Origin of the sequence: Streptomyces sp. NPDC007945, from assembly GCF_042958885.1 — a bacterium.
Taxonomy (GTDB): domain Bacteria; phylum Actinomycetota; class Actinomycetes; order Streptomycetales; family Streptomycetaceae; genus Streptomyces.
The window spans coordinates 52,219-70,655 of sequence record NZ_JBIBJV010000004.1; the positions used below are offsets into that span (position 1 = coordinate 52,219).

Below are 18,437 nucleotides of genomic sequence, written 5' to 3' on the forward strand. Positions count from 1 at the left end.
TCCCTGGCCGGTCCTCGCGGGTGGCGGCCGGAAGGTGACGGTGGGGGAGGGAGGGGTGGTTCATGGGGGTTCGGCAGGGGATCGGGGGAGTCCTTGTGTCCGCTGCGTGTCGGATCCATGACAAGGCGCCAACTTCCTTGATCCGCCCGGGCGGTGAGGCACAGGCTTCTGCCCACGCCGATCGGAGCGAGCTCCTTCCGGCGGAGCGTGCGACCGCACGCGACGCACCCCCCGCACCGTGCCCGCCCGACCCAGGGCGCGCCGCCCAGAGGAGGAACCCCTCACCATGGCACTCCCCACCCACCGCACCTCGCGCCGGAACCTGATCGCCGCCACCACCACCGCGGCCTCCGCCGCCGTCGCCGCCGCGCTCGTCACCGGCCTTGCCGTGGCCCCCGCGCAGGCCGCCCCGGTGCCGGCCCCCGAGGGCGTCGTCGTCGCCGCGGGTTCCCCCGACGCCGTCGAGGGCAGCTACCTGGTGACCCTGAAGCCGGGCGCGGGATTCGCCGCCGGGTCCGCGAAGGGCCGCGGGCTCATAGCCGGTTACGGCGGCAAGGTCGGCAAGACCTTCGGCGCCGCGCTCAACGGCTACACCGTCAGCCTCGACGCCGCGGCCGCCCGCCGGCTCGCCGCCGACCCCGCCGTGGCCACCGTCGAGCAGAACCGCGTCGTCCGCGCCGACGCCACGCAGAGCAACGCACCCTGGGGCCTCGACCGCATCGACCAGGCGGCCCTGCCGCTCTCCGGCACCTACACGTACCCCGACAGCGCCGGCGCCGGGGTCACCGCGTACGTCATCGACACCGGCGTGCGCGTCAGCCACAGCGAGCTCGCCGGCCGCGCGGTCGACGGCTACGACGCCGTCGAGGGCGACAACGTCGCCCAGGACGGCAACGGCCACGGCACCCACGTCGCCACCACCATCGCCGGCTCCACGTACGGCGTCGCGAAGGCGGCCAAGGTCGTCGCCGTCCGCGTCCTCGACGCCAACGGCTCCGGCACCACCGCGGGCGTGGTGGCCGGCATCGACTGGGTGACCGCCCACCACCCGGCCGGAGCCCCCGCGGTCGCCAACCTCTCCCTCGGCGGCGGAGCCTCCACCACCCTCGACAACGCCGTCAAGCGTTCCATCGCCGACGGCGTCACCTACGCCGTCGCCGCCGGCAACTCCGGCGTCAACGCGCGCAACTCCTCGCCCGCCCGCGTCACCGAGGCCCTCACCGTCGGCGCCACGGACAGCGCGGACGCCAAGGCGAGCTGGTCCAACTACGGCGCCGTCCTCGACCTGTTCGCCCCCGGCGTCTCCATCAAGGCCGGCTGGCACACCGGCGACACCGCCACCAACACCATCTCCGGCACCTCGATGGCCACCCCGCACGTCGCCGGAGCCGCCGCCGTCTACCTCGCGGGCCACCCGGCCGCCACCCCCGCCCAGGTCGCCACCGCCCTGGTGAACGGCGCCACCCCCAACAAGGTGACCAGCCCCGGCACCGGCTCCCCGAACCGCCTCCTGCGCCTCGTCCCGTAAGCGCTCCGCCCCCTCCAGTGCCCTGAACACGGGTGACGCCGCCTCGCACAACGCCTTGAGGCCCGGATCCACAGGGATCCGGGCCTCAAGGCACATCAGTAGCGGGGACAGGATTTGAACCTGCGACCTCTGGGTTATGAGCCCAGCGAGCTACCGAGCTGCTCCACCCCGCGTCGGTGACCCCGACTCTACGCCATCCCAGGCACCCCCGGTGACCACGTCCGCCGTGGTCCCGCCCCCGCGCCCTCCGGGACCGGAGCCCGGCGCTCTGCTGCTGAGCTACACGTCGATGGGGGGAGACGCTGGTGAGCGCCCCGGCGCGACGGGGATTCCGTCGCGCCGGGGCCGGGGGAGGGAGCGGGTGGGGGCGGGCTCAGGGGACGATCAGGTCCGGTACGAGCGCGCGGAGTTCCGCCACGGGCAGGACGCCGTCGCGGACGAGGACCGGCGTTTCGCCGCTGAGGTCGACGATCGACGACGAGATCGCGCCGGCGGTGCGCCCGCCGTCCAGGTAGACCGCCACGGAGTCGCCGAGCATGGCCTGCGCGGCGTCGCAGTCCTGAGGGGACGGGTGGTCCGTGAGGTTGGCGCTGGAGACCGCCAGCGGGCCCGTCGCCGCGAGCAGTTCCAGGGTGAGGGGGTGGTCCGGCATCCGGACCGCCACCGTGCCGCCCGTCTCGCCCAGGTCCCAGTCGAGGGACGCGCGGTGACGGACCACCAGGGTCAGGCCGCCCGGCCAGAACGCCTCGATCAGCGCCCGTGCGCCGTCGGGAAGTTCGTCGGTCAGCTCGCCGAGCGCGGCGGCCGAGTCGACCAGGACGGGGGAGGGCTTGTGGCGACCGCGGCCCTTCGCCGCGAGCAGCGAGGCGACCGCCTTCGGGTCGAAGGCGTCCGCCCCGACCCCGTACACCGTGTCCGTCGGCAGGACGACGAGGTCCCCGCGGCGCACCGCCGCCGCGGCCTCGCCGAGGCCGGCGGCGCGGGCCACCGGATCGGAGCAGTCGAAGCGGGACGTCACGCCGGAGTGCCCTCCTCCACGACGGCTCCGCGCGTGGTCACGAGACGGGCGCTGCCGCCGGCCAGCTCGTAGCCGAGGCCGACGACGGCGACCTCACCGGCCGCCACCTGCTCGGACAGCAGCCGGGAGCGGTCCAGGAGCAGGTCCACGGTGTGCCGGATGTGCTCGTCGATGATGTCGCTGTCCGCGGTCAGACCCGCGGTACGCGCCGCCAGGACGCTCGGAGTCACCCGCTCCACGACGTCCCGGACGAAGCCGCGCGCCGCGAAGCCGTCCTCCACGGCCGCGCGGGCCGCGGCGACCGCGCCGCAGGAGTCGTGGCCCAGGACGACCACGAGTCGTGCGCCGAGGACGCTCGTCGCGTACTCCACGCTGCCGAGGACCTCGGAGCCGATGACGTGGCCGGCGGTGCGGACCACGAAGAGGTCACCGAGCCCGCGGTCGAAGATGATCTCGGCCGCGAGACGGGAGTCGGAGCAGCCGAGGATGACGGCGAACGGGTCTTGGCCGGGAGCCAGCTCCGTACGACGGGCGGCGTCCTGGTTGGGGTGCTCGGGCGTGCCCGAGACGAAGCGACGGTTGCCGTCGAGAAGGGCGTCGAGGGCAAGGGCCGGGGATGTTCTGGGCATGCCGCTACCCTATGCGCGCCACCCGCCCTCCGCGCCACTGGCTGAGCCCTCGCCGAGCCCACGTGTGACGCATTGCACGCCCTTCGGAATCCGCACCGCCCCTCACGCCCGGGCCCGGCCACCGACTCCGTCCGCGTACCGGCCCCCTCGTCCCGCCCGCCCCCTTCATCCGCCTTGCCCCGCCTGGGGAGGGTTCAGAGCGTCGCCTCCCAGGCGCGCGTCAGGCCGTCCAGCCAGGCGGGCGGGAGTTCGGCCGCGTCCCACTCCTCCCGCAGCTCCGCCGGCCGAGCGGCGAGCCGTTCGAGGACGGCGAGGCTCGTGGGGGAGTGGACCAGCGTGTAGCGGCCGTGGATGGCGATCGCGCTGCCCGGGCCGTACGTGGCGTACAGCCGTTCCAGATGCGTCCGGTTGTCCGCGGCGAACGACGTCAGCCGCCCCGGATAGGCAGCCCGCTGCCGCACCCCCATCGTGGCGAGCGCCGCGGCGAGCACCTGCTCGGTGACCTCCGGGTCGAGGTCGGACTCCTCGGAGAAGGAGAGGTACAGCGGGACGACCGCCACCTTGGCCCGCTCGACCTCCATCCGGCCGACCCGGGGCCGCGCCTCCGCCTCCGCGGCGGCGTCCTCGGTGACGGCCGCGCCCAGCGCCCGGTCGGCGAGGCCCGCCAGCCCCTCGGTGACGGCCCGTGAACCGTCGCGCCAGCCCGCCGCGTACGGCTCGTCGCTCCCCGGCGGGGCCTGCCGGCCGGTGCCGGCCAGCTCCGCGTGCGCGACGGCGAGCGCGCCCGCCTCGACCAGCCCGATCAGTTCCTCGGCGTCGCCGGAGTACACCCCCGCCCGCGCGAGGAGCTGGAGCAGCGTCGTCCTCGCGTTGTCGACACTCGCGGCGTCGAGCCGGAGTCGTTCTTCCCGGGCGGCGGTCATCGGTGGTCCTCCTCCTCGCGGTACCGGCGCGTACGGGTGCGGCGGACGCGCCTGCGAGGACGCGACGATCACGGGCCCGCGCCACGCTCCCCTCGCGGCGGCGCACGTACGGGACCGGTGATCGGGTCCTCGACGCCGAGGTTTCCAGCTCCCCGGGCCCTCCGTCCAGCCGACGCCCGGGTCCCCTCCCACCAGGCACTCCGTGCCATACGATCTTTCGGGCCGCTTCGGTCGGGGCCGACCCGGGTGCGCCATGGCCTCCATACCCCCGCAGGGTACGTGGATGCCAGTGGGTGCGGCCGTCACGGCGGGCGGAACGGAGACACCAAGTGCCAGTCCGCCTCGGGCGCGAGCGCGCTACGGCGCAGGTACGGCTTCCGCGGGGGCGGGCCCCACGGCGTGACCCGCGCGTCAGGACGCGCCCGGTCCGGCGTCAAGACCGCGCCAGGGGCGGCGACTCCGGGGAGCGGGGTGGCCAAGGCCGCGACGACGAGCCCCGGCGAACCCCTCAGGACCGATCGCACGGGGGAGGACTCCGGGCCCCATGCCCCGCACCCCGCGCCCCGTGTCCTCATGGCCGCACGGCGGGAGCCCGGCACCCGATCCCTCGGACGCGGAACCCGTTGAACCCGCCCTGGCCGGACGCCTCTGCATGCCTGTCCGGCCGGGTGGACACGACGTCACGACCCCCCTCCCGCAGGCCTGTCGCGGCTGTCGTCCGGGAGACCATGGACGGCAGCCTGTGGGCGCGGGGGCGGCGGGCCCGGTCCGCGTCAGAGTTCTTCGTCGGTGGCGGCGAAGAGCTGCCGCACCCAGTACGCGCTCGCCTCCTCGCTGTCGCCGGTCGGGGTGCCGGGGAAGAGCCGGAACCAGGAGCCCGCCCGGCCGAGGGCCGCCAGCCGGACCGCCAGGACCGCTGCCCGCCGCAGCTCCGTCCGTGACGGGCCGAGGCCGGTCCAGTGCTCCAGGTACGCGTCCACCATCGGGGCCACGTGCTCGGCGCCGTACCGCTCCCGCACCTCCCGCACGGGGACCAGGAGGCTGCCGAAAGGGTGGGCCACGCAGGCGTCGCCCCAGTCGAAGAAGGTGAAACGGCCGGGCGACGGGGCGAGGATCTGCCCGTCGTGCAGGTCGCAGTGGTCGAGAGAGTCGGGGACGCCGTACGCGTCGAGCTCGGCGCACAGCTCGACGAGCCGGGGCCGTCGCCGCAGCAGCGCGGCCCGTTCGGCGGCGTCGAAGAGCGGGTTCCCGGCGACGAGCGCGTCGAACGCCTCCGGCAACTCCCGCGCCCGCGCCCCCGGCACCCCCAGCCCCTCGAACCCGCCACCCGCCTCCGGCCCCCGGGCTCCCGGCCCCCGTGCGTTCGCCACGCCCGGGTTCGGTGCCCCCGGGCCCGGCCCGCCCGGGCCCACCACGCCCGCTTCCGCCGGACCCGCGCCCCGTCCGCCGCGCCTCGCGGGCCCCTTCGCGTACGGGACCAAGCGCCGCTGCATCGCGCCGTACTGGCCCAGCGCCGTCGTCCAGGCCTCCGGACCGGCCGCGCCCGCGTCGAGGACGTCGCGGAAGAGCGGACCGCCGTCGGGAAGGAGGACCCAGCCACGGGCGGCGTCCACGGCGAGCGGGGTCATCACGTGCTCGGGTGCCCACGTGGCGAGCGCGCCGGCGAGTCCGGCCTCGAAGGCGTTGGAGGGGGCGCCCGTCTTCAGCCAGACGGCGTCGCGCGGGCCGCCGCCGGTGCGGAACCGGACGAGCACCGACCAGGGCCGTACCCTCACCTCGCGCGCACCCGCCTCCACGAGGCCGTGCGAGGCGAGGACGCGCTCGGCCCAGCCGAACACCTCGCGCCGCCACTCCGCGTCGTCCCAGGGAGTCACCGAGTCGGCGAACCGGCCCCGGTCCACCACCGCGGCCCGCTCGACGCCGCCCGTCCGTCCTTCGTTCCCGTGCATCGGGCGATTCCACCACCGGCCCCCGGCCGCGCGCACCGGAATATGCCGCTCAGGCAGCCCCCGGCCCCCACAGCAGTCGGGACTCCTGCAGCAGCCACGGCTCCCACAGCGGCCCCCGCCCCCGCGGCGGTCCTGACCACCCCGTTCGCCACAACAGCCCCGACCGTCACGACGGTCCCACGCCGTCCCGCCCGCCGCCCGGCCCGGTGACCGACTCCGGCGTTCCCACCCGCCTCCGGACCATGGCGCTCCGGCGCGACGGCTGGCACCGTGGGCGCCACCGGAGGCCGGGGCGGGCCCGGTCCGGGGGCGAGGGAGAGGGCGGGGCCACGATGAGCGGCGCGTTCGGCGGACGGTACGGCGACTACCAGAACGAGATCTACCTCGCCGGACTCGGCGGAGTGCTGCCCGCCCTCCCCATGACCTACGCCGAACTGGAGGCACGGGCGGCCGCCGCCCTGCCGCCGTCGGTGGTGTCGTACGTGGCGGGCGGCGCCGGCGACGAGTTCACCCAGCGGGCGAACGCGACCGCCTTCGAACGGTGGGGCCTGGTGCCCCGGATGATGGTCGGCGCCGCCCGACGCGACCTGAGCGTCGACCTCTTCGGCCTGCGGCTGCCCTCGCCGCTGTTCATGGCACCGGTCGGCGTCGTCGGGCTCTGCGCCCAGGACGGGCACGGCGACCTGGCGACCGCCCGCGCGGCCCGCCGCACCGGCGTCCCGATGGTCGCCTCCACCCTCACGGTGGACCCGATGGAGGAGGTCGCCGCCGAGTTCGGCGACACCCCCGGCTTCTTCCAGCTCTACACCCCCACGGACCGGGAGCTCGCGGAGAGCCTCGTGCGCCGTGCCGAGGCCGCCGGGTTCAAGGGGATCGTCGTCACCCTCGACACCTGGGTCACCGGCTGGCGCCCGCGCGACCTCGCCGCGAGCAACTTCCCGCAGCTGCGCGGCCACTGCCTCGCCAACTACACCTCCGACCCCGTCTTCCGGGCCCGCCTCGCCAAGGCCCCCGAGGAGGACCCCGGGGCGGCGATCCTCGAATGGGTCGGCATCTTCGGCAACCCCCTCACCTGGGCCGACCTGCCCTGGCTGCGCTCCCTCACCGACCTCCCGCTGATCCTCAAGGGCCTCTGCCACCCCGAGGACGTGCGCCGCGCCCGGGACGGCGGCGTCGACGCGGTGTACTGCTCCAACCACGGCGGACGCCAGGCCAACGGAGGCCTGCCCGCCCTCGACGCCCTGCCCGACGTCGTCGAGGCCGCCGACGGCCTCCCCGTCCTCTTCGACTCGGGTGTCCGGACCGGCGCGGACGTCGTCAAGGCGCTGGCGCTGGGCGCCACCGCCGTGGGCGTCGGCCGCCCGTACGCCTACGGTCTGGCGGCGGGCGGCGAGGACGGCATCGTCCACGTCCTGCGCTCCCTGTTGGCCGAAGCCGACCTGATCATGGCCGTGGACGGCTACCCGACCCTCGCCGACCTCCGGGAGCCGGGAGCCCTGCGCCCTCTCTGAGGGCGAGCCGACCGGCCTCATGTGCCCCTGCTCGGCCCGCTGCCGCTGAGCACCGCCGCAGAAGACGCGGATCGAGGTCGTCACCCTCGGGGGCGCGGAACCGGGTCGCGGACGAGGCGGCGGCCTCCGCGGGACCTGCCCCCTCGTCCGCGACCCGGTCGGGTGGCGAGCCCCTACGCGTACGTCTCGAATTCGGCGACGCGCGGGGTGCCGGACGCGGACGTGATCTCGAAGGTGACCTTGCTCAGCGAGGTCGCCGGGACGGAGACCGTGCCGGCCGCGCCGCCGGAGGCGAGTACGGCGCCGGTGTCGGCGTTCAGCAGCCGCCAGCCGGTGACGGTGCCCGCCCCGGAGGCCTCGCGGATGCGGACGGACCGGATCGTCGTGGGGGAGGCCCACTTGACCGAGACCGAGCCGGTGGTGCCGGCGGGCGACCAGTAGGTGGCGAGGTTGCCGTCGCGGACGTTGCCGTAGCTGGTCCCGTCGGCCTTGCTGGAGCCGTCCGCGCCGGCGCCGATGCTGAGGTTGGTGCCGGACGGCGGGGCGGTGGTGGCGGTGGCCGTCGGCGTGGGTGTGGGCGTGCTCGTCGCGGTGGCGGTCGGGGTGGGCGTCGGGCTCGGGGTCTGCGGGGTGCAGGAGCCGTCCGAGACCAGCAGGCCCTTGTTCGCGCCGGCCGTACGGGCGACCACGGCCGGGACGCAGGAGGCGCTGTCCGGGGCGTAGCCGTACGGGACGGAGACGGTCGTGCTGGAGGTCGGGTTCGGGCCGGCGGGCTTGTAGTCGGTGCCGGCGGGCGACCAGGTCACGTTGTCGAAGACGTTCCCGGCGACCTGCCAGTAGCCGGCCGCGTCGGTGTAGAAGGTGCCGAGGACGTCCTTGGAGTCCTCGAAGTAGTTGTTCTCCACCTTGGCGCGGGCGCCGGCGCGGGAGTTGATCCCCGACTCGTTCAGCTGCCGGTAGTGGTTGTTGTACATGTGGGCGATGCCGCCGCGCAGCAGCGGGGCGCGCGAGTCGATGTTCTCGTACAGGTTGTGGTGGTAGGTGATGAAGCCGTTGCTCAGCTCGGTCTCGCTGGAGCCGACCAGGCCGCCGCGGCCGGAGTTGCGCAGGACGCTGTAGGAGAGCGTCACGTACTGCGTGTTGTCCTTCATGTCGAAGAGTCCGTCGAAGCCCTCGGACTCGCCGCCGGAGGCCTCCAGGGTGCTGTGGTCCACCCAGACGTTGCGGACGTCGCTCTCCATGCCGATGGCGTCGCCGCCGTTGGAGACGGGCGAGCCGGACTTCTTGACGTTCTTGACGGTGACGTTCTGGATGATGATGTTGCTCGACTGCCGGATGTGGATGCCGACCTGGTCGAAGACGGCGCCCCTGCCGACGCCGACGATCGTGACGTTGCTGATCTGCTTGAGCTCGATGACGCCGTCGGCGGTGTTGCAGCTGGTGCCGGAGACCTTGGCGGTGTTGGCGTGGTTGATGGTGCCCTCGACCTGGATGACGATCGGGGTGCTGCTGGAGGCCCGGCCGCAGAGTGCCGCGTGGATCTGGGTGCCGGTGGTCGCCCGGACGGTCTGCCCGCCGGCGCCGCCGGTCGTCCCGCCGTTCTGGCTCGCGTAGCCGGTCGCCCCGGCGGCGACGGAGGCGGAGGCGGAGGCGGAGGCCTCCGGCATGGTCAGGATCACGCCGGTGGCGGCCGCGACCGCCATGGCGGCCAAGCCCGCCTGGAGTCGCGTGGAGGGGGAGCGTCGTCCCATGCTCGCCTGCCCTTTCATTGGCGTCCACGCCGCTCGACGGCGGCGCGGAACGTGGTCGTCGTGAGTCCCGTCCCTGGGCCGAAGCGCTAGAAAGCGCTTTCTGGCGGGTGACGATAGGGGCGGCGTCGAGTACCTGACAAGACTCTGAACGCGGTCGGAATGCGCGGGTCCCGTGCGGGAATGGGAGCGCTCCCGTCGGCGAACGGCGCCCCGGCGCTCCTCGACCGGGCGGAAACCGGCAGGTCACGGGCGGGGCGGGCGTCGACAAAAGGGTGGGTGGCGGAGGGGCGGCCGTGATAGGCACTACCTGCACGGGGGAGGTGCGCAACGGCCGCGGAACGCGCGCGGTCGTACGGGGACCGGCGGGCGCGGGGGCGCGTCGCGGCGGTGCCGGGCATCGCTCCCGCACGAGCCATCCACCTCGGACACCACAACGGGAGACACCGCATGCGCGTGAAAGCCTTCGACCACCTCGTCCTCAACGTCACCGACGTCGAGCGGTCCCTCGCCTTCTACACCGATTCCCTGGGCCTCGCGCCGGAGCGGGTCGAGGAGTGGCGCGCGGGCAAGGTGCCGTTCCCGTCCGTGCGGATCGACGAGGGCTCCGTCATCGACCTGTTCTCCCGCCCCCGGGGCGAGTCGAACGTCGATCACATCTGCCTCGTCGTCGACCCGCTCGACTGGCAGGAGGTCATCGCCTCCGGCACCTTCGACGTCGTCGAGGGCCCCGTCCCCCGCTGGGGCGCCCGCGGCTCGGCCCAGTCCGTCTACGTGAAGGACCCCGACGGCAACACGGTCGAACTCCGCTGGTACCCCCAGGACCTCCCGACGGACGAGCAGGGGTCGGCTGCCTCCTGATCGGGGGTTCTTGGAGGTACGGGGACGGGGCCTGCCTCTTGGTGTCGGGCTCCCCCCCCCGGGGGGGGTGCGGGGACGGGCTCGGCTGGACCCCGGGCCTCCCTCCCTGGCGGGACGGGACGGGCCCGCGTTGATCCCAGGGCTCCGCCTTGGGGTACGGGAACGGGGCGCCTCGGTCTCGGGCCCCGCCCTGGGGTGCGGGAATGGGCCCGTCTTGATCTCAGGCTTCCCCCGGGGGTACGGGGATGGGCGCCTTGATCTCAGGCCTCCTCCCCGGGGGTACGGGGACGGGCCCGCCTCCGCGCCTGCGGGTTCCGGGGTGTGTGCGGTCCGGCCCGCTTTTCGCTTGCGCGGGGTCAGGTCTCCTGGGCCGCGTGGGGGCAGCTCCCTCGGGCGTGGGGCGGCGCGTGTTCCGGCCTTCAGGCTCCCGGGGGTGTGGGGTCTGGGCCGCATGCCTGCGGGGCTGCGGTTCTTCCCGGGGCGCGCGGGGGCGCGCCCGCATCCGGCCGCTCCGGCTTGACCCGGGGCGTACGGCCCAGTCCGCGTGCCTGCGGGGATGCGGGCTCCCGGGGGGCGAATACAGGCTCGGCTTCTGGGCTTCAGGCTCGCCGGAGCGGGTGGTCCGGTCCGCGTGTCGGCGGGGCTTCTGGACCTCCCGTGAGTGCGGGGGCGGCCCGCTTTCTGCCCTTCGGGCTGGCCGGGAGGGTGCGGTCCGGTCCCTGTGCCTTGCCGGTTTCAGGTCCCCCCGGGGCCGGCTCGCTTGCTGGCCTTCGGGCTCGCCGGAGGTGTGCGGTCTGTTCCCGTGCCTGGCGGACTTCAGGGCCTTTCGAGGTGCGCAGGCGGGCCCGCCTCCTGCCCTTCAGGCCTCCCGGGGGACGCGCGGTCCGGTCCGCTTCGTCTGCTGGCCTTCAGGCTCGGCGGAGGTGTGCGGTCTGGTTCCCGTGCCTGGCGGACTTCAGGGCTCTCTGGGGTGCGGGGGCGGGCCCGCCTCCTGCCCTTAAGGGCTCCCAGGGGGCGCGCGGTCGCGTCCGCTTCGTCTGCTGGGCTTCGGGCTCGCCGGGATGGTGCGTTCTCGTCCCCGTGCCTGGCGGGCTTCAGGGCTCTCTGGGGTGCGGGGGCGGGCCCGCTTCCTGCCCTTCAGGGCTCCCAGGGAGCGCGCGGTCGCGTCCGCTTCGTCTGCTGGCCTTCAAGTCCCCCGCGAGGATGGGGGACCGGCCCGCATCTTGGCACTCAAGGCTTCCGGCGGAGTACGTGCCCCGCCCGCTTCGCCTGCCGGGCTTCGGGTCTCTGGGAGCGGGCTGATCGGTCCGACTTGGCTCCCGGCGGTCACGCGGACCGGGCGCCTCGCCTTCTGCGTCTCACCTCGCCTGTCCTCGGGCGGCGCGCGGCGAGGGCGGGGGACCTGGCAGGCTGCGGGGGCATGAGCGACGAAGACACCTGGACCACCGTCACCCGCCTCCACGACTGGCTCGCCGACCACCAGTCCCTGCCGCCCGGGCAGGAGATTCTGCTGCGCGTCCTCAAGCTCTCCGAGGAGGTCGGGGAGGCGGCGCAGGCGGTGATCGGCGCCACCGGGCAGAACCCCCGCAAGGGGACCAGCCACAGCTGGGAGGACGTCGAGGCCGAGCTCTGCGACGTCGTCATCACCGCCATGGTCGCGCTGCGCACCCTCACCCCGGACGCCGCCGAGGTCTTCGACCGCCACCTGCGCCGTGTGGCGGCACGGTCGCTGCCGGACGGGCACCCGCACGGCCCGGGGGCGGAGCTCCCGGCCTCCTAACCGGAGACGGCCTTGGACCCGGAGGAGGCGCGGGCTCCCGGGGCGACGTCCACTCGGGAGCCCGAGCCCGAGCCCGAGCCCGAGCCCGAGCCCGAGCCCGAGCCCGAGCCCGAGTCGGAGACGGACCCGGGCCCCGACCGGGAGCCGGACCCGGACCCGGAGCCGGAGCCGGGTCCGGAGCCTCCGACTCCGCCCGTGCCCCCGTCGGGGCCAGCAGCCGCGGCCGCGGCCGTGCCCGCGTTCGTACGGAGGCGGGCACGGAGGGCGGCGTCGGCCGGGGTGAGGCCGGTGAGCTCGACGGTCTTGCCGTGGCGGGCGTACGTTGCCTCTATCGCATCCAGCGCCGCCACGGCGGAGGCGTCGGAGACGCGGGCGGCGGAGAGGTCGATCACCACCCGTTCCGGGTCGCCGGCGGGGTCGAAGCGCTCGGTGAACGCCTCGGCCGAGGCGAAGAACAGTTCGCCGGAGACCCGGTGGACGACGGTCGTCCCGTCCGGGTCCGTCACGGTGGTGACCTCCGTGCGCCGGGCCACCCGCCGGGCGAAGACGAGGGCGGCGGTGACCGATCCGACGACCACGCCGAGGGCGAGGTTGTGGGAGACCAGGACGCACGCCAGCGTGACCAGCATGACGACGGTCTCCCCGACGGGTGTCCGCCGCAGGGTGCGCGGGGCCACCGACTCCCAGTCGAAGGCGGCGACGGACACGATCACCATGACCGCCACCAGCGCGGCCATGGGTATCCGCGAGACGAGCGGCCCGAGGACCACGCACAGGACCATCAGGAACACGCCGGAGAGGAAGGTGGAGAGGCGGGTCCTGGCGCCCGCCACCTTCACGTTCATCATCGTCTGGCCGATCACGGCGCAGCCGCCCATCCCGCCGAACAGGCCGGTGACGACGTTCGCGACGCCCTGCCCGATCGACTCCCGCCGCTTGCTCGACGGCGTGTCGGTGAGGTCGTCGACGAGCTTCGCGGTGAGCAGCGACTCCACCAGGCCGACGAGCGCCACGGCGAGGGCGTACGGCGCGATCGTCGCCAGTGTGCCGAGGGTGAAGGGCACGTCGGGCAGGCCCGGCACGGGCAGCGCGGACGGCAGCGCGCCCCGGTCGCCGACGGTCGGCACGGCGATCCCGGCGGCCACCGTCACCACGGTCAGGACGGTGATCGTGACGAGCGGCGCCGGGACCAGGGTCGTCACCTTGGGGAAGAGCACCAGCAGGACGATCCCGGCCGCGATCAGCCCGTACACGCTCATCGGAACGTTCCGGGTCTCGGGGAGCTGGGCCAGGAAGACCAGGGCGGCGAGCGAGTTCACCGAGCCGACCAGCACCGGGCGGGGGACGTACCGCATCAGCTTCGCCACGCCCACGATCCCCAGCACGATCTGGAAGACGCCCGCGAGGACGACGGTGGCGATGAGGAACGGGACGCCGTGCTCCCGGTTCACCGGCGCGATGACGAGGGCGACGGCCCCGGTGGCGGCCGAGATCATCGCCCGCCGGCCGCCCACGATCGCGGTGGTGACGGCCATCGTGAAGGAGGCGAAGAGCCCGAGCGCCGGATCGACGCCGGCGATCACCGAGAAGGCGATGGCCTCGGGGATCAGCGCCAGGGCGACGACGAGTCCCGCCAGCACTTCGGTACGCCAGACCCGGGGGTCACGCAGCCATTCGGGCCTCAGGGCGCGGAACCGGGACGCGAGCGGCGAGGGGACGGAGGGGGCGGGGGCGGTAGGCAAGGAAGAGGGACCTGTCGTACGGGGAAGGGGGCGGTCGTGGTCGCGGGCCGACGGTGACCGGGAGGAACGGGTCGGGGCGGGGCCGGGTGCGGGGCCGGTACGCGGGGCGACCCATCGACTTTACCCGTCCGCACTCGCCCGCCTGTTCGTCCTGGGCCTTGCCCGACGCCCTGCGGGCAAGGCCTGGGGCGGCCGACGTCACGTGTGAGGGGGGACCCGTCAAGGCGGCTGCCGGGCACTCCCCATCCCGACCGTCCCGTCCGGCGTGGTCGGCACCGACACGTAGTCGGCGGCCGGGGCTTTTCGGCCCGGTCTTCCGGGGCGTCGCCGTGCCGGGCTTCCAGGTGACCTCCGCCGGTCACGGTCCGGCGTCGAGCTCTTCGGCGTCTTCCAGGTGCGGTGACGGTGCTGCACAAACGTCGTGCACCTGTTGTTCGGCGCCGCGGACTTCGTGCCGTACGGCACCGCCGTCAGCCGACGGCTCCGCCTGAGGATCGGCGCCGTCGTGGTCATCGGTCGGTGATCAGTTCGGGCGCACCGGGTGCTTGCTGAGGATGGACACGCGGTTGAAGGCGTTGATGGTGATGGCCACCCAGACGACGGCGGAGAGCTCGGCGTCGTCCAGGACCAGGCGGGCCTCGGCGTAGGCCTTCTCCTGCGTGTCGGCCTCCGCCGGGTGGGTGGTCGCCTCGGCGAGCGCGAGGGCGGCGCGTTCGCGCGCGGTGAAGACCTCGGTGTCCCGCCAGGCGGCGAGCAGCCCGAGCCGGCGGGGGGTCTCGCCGGCGAGGAGAGCGGCGCGGGTGTGGGTGTCCAGGCAGTAGGCGCAGCCGTTGAGCTGGGACACGCGCAGGTTGACCAGCTCGACGAGGATCCGGTCGAGCCCGGCGTCGTCGGCGGCGGTGCGCACGGTCTGCGCGGCCCGGACGAACGCCTTGTAGGCGTCCGGGGTCTGCTTGTCGAGGAAGATCCGCTGGTGGGTCGATGCCGCCACGGCGCCGTCGCTCACTGTCCGCTCCTTCGGGGTGGTCCCGCGCGTGGGGTGGGGCGGGAGTGAGGCCATCTTCTCCCGAAAGGATGTTGAAAATCAAACTACTTGGGGTCGGGGTGGCCGGAATCCGAGGGTCGGTGGGCTTCCGCGGGGCGGAGACGACCGCGCCAGGCGCCGGTCGCGGCGTGGCGGTCCTCCACGAAGTCCTTGAACCGCCGGAGGTCGCCCGAGACCCGGCTCGACACGATGCCCAGCGCGACGGCCGCGCGCTCCGTCGGGCCCTCCGGCTCGACCTCCATCGCCAGGCGCACGCGCGTGTGGCGGCCGTCGAGGGGCGTGAAGGTCACGACGCCGTGCTGGCGGACGTCGCCGCCGACGGTGCGCCAGGCGATGTGTTCGTCCGGGAGCTGGTCGACGATCTCGGTCTCGAAGGTGCGGCGGAAACCGGCGATGCCGGTGCGCCAGCGGAGGTGTCGGGCGTCGGTCTGTTCGACCGCCACGACGCCGTGCATGAAGCGCGGAAACTCCTCGAACTGCGTCCACTGGTCGTACACCCGCCGTACCGGCGCGTCGACCGTGATCGTCCCCTGCACCACGACGCCACCTCCTGACCGGCCCCTCGCTCCATTGTCCGCCGCCGAGCCGCCCCGGGCCCGGCCACCCTCCCCGGGACGGTGGCCCCGGTCGCTCCGTTTGCGGGTGCCGCGCGGCCGTTTCGTCGGGGGCATACGTTCGCTGCGGCGGTGGGGGCGCCCCCTCCAGGCGCAGGAAGCCTTGGCCCGGCAGGGGGCGCCGTCCCTGTGCCCACCCTCCCCCAAGCTCTCGGCTTCGCTCGTCCAGGGGGACCCCATCGCCCAAGCGGGACGCATGCCCACAGGGGGCGGGCGCGTCTACGCAGAAGGGACGGCAAGCGCGGCCCGCAGGGCCGGCAGGCGGAGGCCCAGCGCGAGCGGCGGCCCGCAGGGGCAGCGGACGTGTCCGCGTGCGGGGAGGGGCGGGCGCGGTCTGCAGCGGTGGTGACAGGGCGGGGGTGTCGGCCCAGGACCCGGGGGTGGCGGCGGGTTGGTGGTGGCGGCCGAGGCTCAGCGCGGGTGGCTGCTTGCAGGGTCGCGGGTGCGGGTGAGTGTTCGGTGGTGGTGGAAGGGCGGGCGCGGCCCCAGCGGCGGTAGCGGGACGGAGGGTGGGCCCAGGATCCAGGGGCGGCGGCGGGTTGGTGGTGGCAGGCCGAGGCCCAGCGCGGACGGCCGCTGACCGGTGCCACTGGTGCTGGTGGCTGTGGGATGGAGGGGCGGGCGCGGACCGCAGGGGTGGTGGCGGGGCCGGGGGTGTCGGCCCGGGACCGGGGGCGGGGCCGCCCATGCCTGAGCATGCCCGCAGGGGCCACGGTGGTGTGCGGAAGGTGGGCGCGCTCGGGTGGGTCAGGGGTGCGGGGGGAGGGGGGACGGGCCGCCGAAGGTCTGGTCCCGGGCTTCCGCGAGGGCCAGGGCGAGCGCGCCGGCGAGCACCGGGTTGCCCGTGACCGCCGACAGGCGGACCCGTGCCCGGGAGTGCGCCAGGACGCGGAGCTCGCGTTCGACCAGGGCGCGCAGCGGCTCGCCGCCCGCCGCGCAGAGCCGGCCCGCGAGCACGACCAGGCCGGGGTCGACGACGGTCACGATCGAGGCCAGCCCGGCCGCGAGCCGCGCCGCCACCGCGACGAGGCCCGCCCGCGCCGCCGTGGCGTCCTCCTCGGCCGTGTCCGCCGGTCGTACGGCCTCCGCGCCCTGCGCGACCGTGTCCGCCCGTCGTACGGCCTCCGCGCCCTGCGCGACCCTGTCCGCCCGTCGAACTGCCTCCGCGCCCTCGACGACCGTGCCCGCCCGCGGTCCCGCTTCCGCGCTCTCCTCGGCCGTGCGTGCCCCTCGTATGGCCTCCGCGTCCCCCTCGGCCGTGCCCGCTCGCCGTACCGCCTCCGTGGCCTCCTCCACCGTGCCCGCTCGCCGTACCGCCTCGGCCCCCTCCTCGGCCGTGTCCGCCGGTCGCACCGCCTCTGCGGGCTGCTCCACCGTGCCCGCCAGTCGTACCGCCTCCGCCACCGTCTCCGCGAAGTCGGCGCCCGGTATCCCGTGGCTGTGCAGGAGGTCTCGGATCGCGTCGCCGCCCGCCAGTTCCTGGTAGCCGTGGCGGCCGTAGTGGTCGCCGGCCTCGCGTGCGGTGGGGGCGCCGGGGAGGGGGAGGTAGCCGACCTCGCCGGCGCCGCCGAAGTGGCCGCGGTGGAGGCGACCGCCGATCATCAGCGCCGCGCCGAGGCCCTCGTCGGCCCACAGGAGGACGAAGTCCGGGCAGTCGGCGGCGGCGTGGTCGCGTTCGGCGACGGCGGCGAGGTTGACGTCGTTCTCGATGCGGACGGGGAGCCCGAGGGCCTCGCCCAGCGTCCGTTCGACGTCCGGGAAGAGCCAGGCCGCCATGTCCTCCTCGCTCGCGTAGGCGAGGCGGCCGGTCGTCGGGTCCACCGCGCCCTGCACGCCGACCACGACGCTGCGCGGGGGCTGCGGTGTCGGGACCCTGCCGAGTGCCGTCCGCAGCGCCTCCACCAGGGCCTCGCGGTCCGGCCGCGCGGGCACGGGCGCCACGGTCTCGCCGAGCACCGCGCCGGTGATGTCCGCGGTCCGCACGGCGATGTGTTCCGGCGTCACGTCCACGGCGGTCGCGTAGGCCGCCGCCGGGTTCACCCGGTACGTCTCCGGGACCCGGCCCGGCAGCCCGGGCCGCAGGCCGTTGCCGACCACGAGTCCGGCGTCCAGCAGGCGAGCGAGCACCTGGGAGGCGGTCGGCTTGGAGAGCCCGGTGAGACGGCTGACCTCGGGGCGGGTGAGCGGCCCCTGACGGAGCAGCAGGTGGAGGGTGGCACGGTCGTTCACCGCCCGCACGAGTCCCGGTGTCCCGCGGACGAGCTCCGTCACTTGCCCTCCGCCACGCAGGTCCGGCCCGGTTCGCTCGCATCATCCGCGAACGCGCGAGCGCACAGCCTACAGCGCCCGCCGCCTGCCCGGCGGTCGGCGGATCACGTCCAGTCCCAGCCCAGCCCCCCCCCCCAGCCCCAGCCCCCGGCATCAGCCCAGCCCCCGGCCCCGCCCGGCACGACATCCCTCGCCACGGCCGCCCGCCGCCCCCCCTGAGCCGACCGACGCCCCTCGCCACCGCCAACCCGCCCCGCCCCGCCCCGCACGACACCCCGCGCCCCGGCGGCCGCCCTCTGCCCACGCCGCTGCTCCGAACGAAGCACGGACGGCACGGCCCCGCGCATCTACACGCACCACCGCCCCAGGCGTGGCCCGCATCCACACGCACCACCGCCCCGGGCGTGGCCCGTTCGGAGGATGCTCGTGGGCGGGTGCGTGTCTCCCGGCGGAGCGTCCCGTTGTGAGGGTGTGACCTCACCTCGACGCATCTCCTCGGTCCTCGCCGTCGCCGCGGCGTTCACCTGCCTCGGCGGCGCGGCCGCCTCCCAGGCCGCCGCCGCGCCCGTCGGCCCGCTCGGTCCGCCGATCAGCCCGATCGCCGAAATCGACTCCCTGGCGACCACCGGCATGTCGGAGGACGCCCGCGCCGCATACCCCGGCGTCGGCGAGCAGCTGGGCGGCCTGAGCCGGGTCAACGAACTCCACCAGCTCCACCAGCTCACCGACCAGGCCGCGCCCGTCACCGGCCTGCTCCCCGCGATCTCCACCTGACCCGTCCCGCCGCTCACCCCCCCACCAACCCCCACGGCCCCGAGCCG

At 75.0% G+C, this 18,437-nt stretch carries 14 protein-coding genes and 1 tRNA gene; 5 read left to right on the plus strand and 10 right to left on the minus strand.

Translation table 11 applies throughout. The features are described from left to right. The first annotated feature begins 286 nt into the window (after nt 1-286). Nucleotides 287-1,528 (plus strand): S8 family serine peptidase, encoded by a 1,242-nt coding sequence (locus ACFZCF_RS14385; protein WP_391286713.1) that lies wholly within the window; start codon nt 287-289, stop codon nt 1,526-1,528. Nucleotides 1,529-1,627: 99 nt separating this feature from the next. On the opposite strand, the gene ACFZCF_RS14390 is transcribed toward ACFZCF_RS14385, so the two are convergent. From ACFZCF_RS14390 to ACFZCF_RS14410, 5 genes are all read right to left on the minus strand, one after another. Then, a tRNA-Met gene (locus ACFZCF_RS14390) sits at nt 1,628-1,701 on the minus strand. A gap of 200 nt (nt 1,702-1,901) precedes the next feature. Continuing rightward, nucleotides 1,902-2,546: an L-threonylcarbamoyladenylate synthase gene (locus ACFZCF_RS14395; protein ID WP_391286714.1), complete on the minus strand. Its 645-nt coding sequence runs from the start codon at nt 2,544-2,546 to the stop codon at nt 1,902-1,904. Beyond that, nucleotides 2,543-3,175: a carbonic anhydrase gene (locus ACFZCF_RS14400; RefSeq protein ID WP_388448071.1), complete on the minus strand. Its 633-nt coding sequence runs from the start codon at nt 3,173-3,175 to the stop codon at nt 2,543-2,545. The genes ACFZCF_RS14395 and ACFZCF_RS14400 overlap by 4 nt, the downstream gene beginning before the upstream one ends. A gap of 194 nt (nt 3,176-3,369) precedes the next feature. Then, a complete protein-coding gene (locus ACFZCF_RS14405; protein ID WP_388448069.1) occupies nt 3,370-4,098 on the minus strand; it encodes a hypothetical protein in 729 nt (242 codons plus the stop codon). 773 nt (nt 4,099-4,871) lie between these two features. Continuing rightward, a complete protein-coding gene (locus ACFZCF_RS14410; RefSeq protein WP_391286715.1) occupies nt 4,872-6,047 on the minus strand; it encodes a phosphotransferase in 1,176 nt (391 codons plus the stop codon). A 332-nt stretch (nt 6,048-6,379) separates the two neighbouring features. On the opposite strand from ACFZCF_RS14410, the gene ACFZCF_RS14415 reads away from it, so the two are divergent. Next, a complete protein-coding gene (locus ACFZCF_RS14415) occupies nt 6,380-7,558 on the plus strand; it encodes an alpha-hydroxy-acid oxidizing protein (protein ID WP_391286716.1) in 1,179 nt (392 codons plus the stop codon). A gap of 173 nt (nt 7,559-7,731) precedes the next feature. Here ACFZCF_RS14415 and ACFZCF_RS14420 read toward each other — a convergent pair whose 3' ends face one another. Next, nucleotides 7,732-9,309, minus strand: a complete 1,578-nt coding sequence (locus tag ACFZCF_RS14420) for a polysaccharide lyase family 1 protein (protein WP_391286717.1) — start codon at nt 9,307-9,309, stop codon at nt 7,732-7,734. A gap of 447 nt (nt 9,310-9,756) precedes the next feature. Between ACFZCF_RS14420 and ACFZCF_RS14425 the strand changes: the two genes are divergently transcribed. Next, nucleotides 9,757-10,167, plus strand: a complete 411-nt coding sequence (locus tag ACFZCF_RS14425) for a VOC family protein (protein ID WP_388448061.1) — start codon at nt 9,757-9,759, stop codon at nt 10,165-10,167. Between the two features lie 1,420 nt (nt 10,168-11,587). Further along, the gene (locus ACFZCF_RS14430; RefSeq protein ID WP_388448058.1) at nt 11,588-11,947 is read left to right on the plus strand and encodes a MazG-like family protein; all 360 of its coding nucleotides are present in this window, start codon (nt 11,588-11,590) and stop codon (nt 11,945-11,947) included. On the opposite strand, the gene ACFZCF_RS14435 is transcribed toward ACFZCF_RS14430, so the two are convergent. From ACFZCF_RS14435 to ACFZCF_RS14450, 4 genes are all read right to left on the minus strand, one after another. Then, the gene (locus ACFZCF_RS14435; RefSeq protein ID WP_391286718.1) at nt 11,944-13,689 is read right to left on the minus strand and encodes a SulP family inorganic anion transporter; all 1,746 of its coding nucleotides are present in this window, start codon (nt 13,687-13,689) and stop codon (nt 11,944-11,946) included. The two genes, ACFZCF_RS14430 and ACFZCF_RS14435, sit on opposite strands and share 4 nt — an antisense overlap. Before the next feature lie 523 nt (nt 13,690-14,212). Beyond that, nucleotides 14,213-14,695, minus strand: coding sequence for a carboxymuconolactone decarboxylase family protein (locus ACFZCF_RS14440; RefSeq protein ID WP_391286719.1), 483 nt, complete (start codon nt 14,693-14,695; stop codon nt 14,213-14,215). Between the two features lie 83 nt (nt 14,696-14,778). Next, the gene (locus ACFZCF_RS14445; protein ID WP_391286720.1) at nt 14,779-15,273 is read right to left on the minus strand and encodes an SRPBCC family protein; all 495 of its coding nucleotides are present in this window, start codon (nt 15,271-15,273) and stop codon (nt 14,779-14,781) included. 822 nt (nt 15,274-16,095) lie between these two features. Beyond that, complete coding sequence (locus ACFZCF_RS14450; protein ID WP_391286721.1) at nt 16,096-17,619, minus strand: ROK family protein; 1,524 nt, start codon at nt 17,617-17,619, stop codon at nt 16,096-16,098. A 468-nt stretch (nt 17,620-18,087) separates the two neighbouring features. Between ACFZCF_RS14450 and ACFZCF_RS14455 the strand changes: the two genes are divergently transcribed. Next, on the plus strand, nt 18,088-18,390 hold the full coding sequence (locus ACFZCF_RS14455) for a hypothetical protein (RefSeq protein WP_391286722.1): 303 nt from the start codon (nt 18,088-18,090) through the stop codon (nt 18,388-18,390). The last annotated feature ends 47 nt before the right edge of the window (nt 18,391-18,437 follow it).

Coding starts and splice junctions, on each gene's coding strand:
- ACFZCF_RS14400 (WP_388448071.1), bottom strand. CDS start 3,175: ATGCCCAGAACATCCCCGGCCCTTGCCCTCGACGCCCTTCTCGACGGC.
- ACFZCF_RS14425 (WP_388448061.1), top strand. CDS start 9,757: ATGCGCGTGAAAGCCTTCGACCACCTCGTCCTCAACGTCACCGACGTC.
- ACFZCF_RS14420 (WP_391286717.1), bottom strand. CDS start 9,309: ATGGGACGACGCTCCCCCTCCACGCGACTCCAGGCGGGCTTGGCCGCC.
- ACFZCF_RS14415 (WP_391286716.1), top strand. CDS start 6,380: ATGAGCGGCGCGTTCGGCGGACGGTACGGCGACTACCAGAACGAGATC.
- ACFZCF_RS14385 (WP_391286713.1), top strand. CDS start 287: ATGGCACTCCCCACCCACCGCACCTCGCGCCGGAACCTGATCGCCGCC.
- ACFZCF_RS14405 (WP_388448069.1), bottom strand. CDS start 4,098: ATGACCGCCGCCCGGGAAGAACGACTCCGGCTCGACGCCGCGAGTGTC.
- ACFZCF_RS14430 (WP_388448058.1), top strand. CDS start 11,588: ATGAGCGACGAAGACACCTGGACCACCGTCACCCGCCTCCACGACTGG.
- ACFZCF_RS14410 (WP_391286715.1), bottom strand. CDS start 6,047: ATGCACGGGAACGAAGGACGGACGGGCGGCGTCGAGCGGGCCGCGGTG.